The organism is Campylobacter aviculae, from assembly GCF_005406215.1.
Lineage (GTDB): Bacteria > Campylobacterota > Campylobacteria > Campylobacterales > Campylobacteraceae > Campylobacter_D > Campylobacter_D aviculae.
On sequence record NZ_NXMA01000041.1, the window covers coordinates 1 to 1,373 of the forward strand.

The window sequence follows — 1,373 nt, forward strand, 5'->3', positions numbered from 1 at the left end:
CATTTTTATCTTAAGTGTGGTTTTTCTCTCATCATTGACCTCAACGATAATAAATACTTCTTCATTTTCTTCAAAGGCTTTTTCAAGATAATGCACCCCCTCATAGCTTTCAAGCTTACCATCTTTTACGAATTTATAAAGCAAATTAAGATTTACTGTAACGGATGTTTTTTTACCTACTGAATTAATCTCTTCATAGTCTCTATCATTAATAGGGCTTAGCTTTTGGCTTTCTCTTGTTCCGCCTTTAAGTCCTGAAATGCTTGTTAGAAATCCTGCTTGAATAGGTTCTTTATCTGCAGCTTCCATAGCACGAGATAAAACTAAAACTCTAAGTCCCTGCACGTCTGGGGCGTCTGTAACGATTTTGTCTTTTGACATGTATGCTCCTTATATTAAGTAAATATAAGGAGATTTTATAAAAAGTTTGAGGCGTTAAAGTGCGTGTTAGAGTTTTCATGATATAATACAATTAAGCTAAAAGATGTTTACTCTTTTTATTAAAGTGCAACGCTAAATAATTTTCATCTTTTAGCCCTAAGTATTTTTAAACCAGAAACGAATTTTTATGGTTTAAAAGTTTTCTTCAGTCTTTATGGCTAGTCTTCTATCAAATATTTTTCTTTTAAAAATTGGAAAGATGATAAAGAAATTCCTGCTTGGGTTGAACCTTTTTTATATTACTACGAAAAAAGCTTAGTTTTAGATGAAATTTCAAAATCTATAAAACCTTTTATAAAATAATTTTGTTATAATCTCAAAAAAGGAGTTTTAATGCTAAATTTAAATATAGAATTATCAAGCGAAAAAGAACAAGCTTTTTTAAACATAGCTAAAGAAAGAAATGTGAGCAAAGAAAAAATTACTGAAACTTTGATTATGGAATTTTTAGAAGATTTAGAAGATGCAAAAATTGGAGAAGAAGCTTATAAAGAATATGTACAAACTGGCAAAAAAAGCATTAGTGCTGATGAGCTTTTTAGAGAACTTGGCTTATGATAGAAATCAATTTTACTTATAAAGCTGCAAAACAGATTAAAAAATTAGATAAAGAAATTCAAAAGCAAATTAAAAAATGGAAAGAAGAAATGCAAAGCCTTGAAAGTCCAAGTCAAAGAGGCAAAGCCTTAAAGGGAAATTTAAAGGGCTTGTGGCGTTATAGAATAAATGATTATCGTTTGATATGTCTTAATGATAACGAGAAATTAACTATACTTTGTCTTGAAATAGGGCATAGAAAAGACATCTACAAACAATAAGTAAGAAAAATATCACTACTATAAAATCCGCTTTCCTCGTCTTTATCTTCTGTGTTAAATAAAATTTCAATCGGTTTTTTTTGAAATTTTAAAACAAAGATTTCTATTTTTTGT

The 1,373-nt window shown here is 28.8% G+C and carries 3 protein-coding genes; 2 read left to right on the forward strand and 1 reads right to left on the reverse strand.

Translation table 11 applies throughout. The features are described from left to right. Positions 1–381: hypothetical protein (locus CQA76_RS08855; protein ID WP_170999740.1), on the reverse strand; the 381-nt coding region annotated here is incomplete at its 3' end. Between the two features lie 393 nt (positions 382–774). Here CQA76_RS08855 and CQA76_RS08860 point away from each other — a divergent pair. Both CQA76_RS08860 and CQA76_RS08865 read left to right on the forward strand, forming a co-directional pair. Next, a complete protein-coding gene (locus CQA76_RS08860; RefSeq protein WP_137623013.1) occupies positions 775–999 on the forward strand; it encodes a DUF6290 family protein in 225 nt (74 codons plus the stop codon). After that, complete coding sequence (locus CQA76_RS08865; RefSeq protein WP_137623014.1) at positions 996–1,259, forward strand: type II toxin-antitoxin system RelE family toxin; 264 nt, start codon at positions 996–998, stop codon at positions 1,257–1,259. The genes CQA76_RS08860 and CQA76_RS08865 overlap by 4 nt, the downstream gene beginning before the upstream one ends. The last annotated feature ends 114 nt before the right edge of the window (positions 1,260–1,373 follow it).

Bases quoted from the DNA above. Each gene is read 5' to 3' on its own strand.
- CQA76_RS08860 (WP_137623013.1), top strand. From the start codon at position 775: ATGCTAAATTTAAATATAGAATTATCAAGCGAAAAAGAACAAGCTTTT.
- CQA76_RS08865 (WP_137623014.1), top strand. From the start codon at position 996: ATGATAGAAATCAATTTTACTTATAAAGCTGCAAAACAGATTAAAAAA.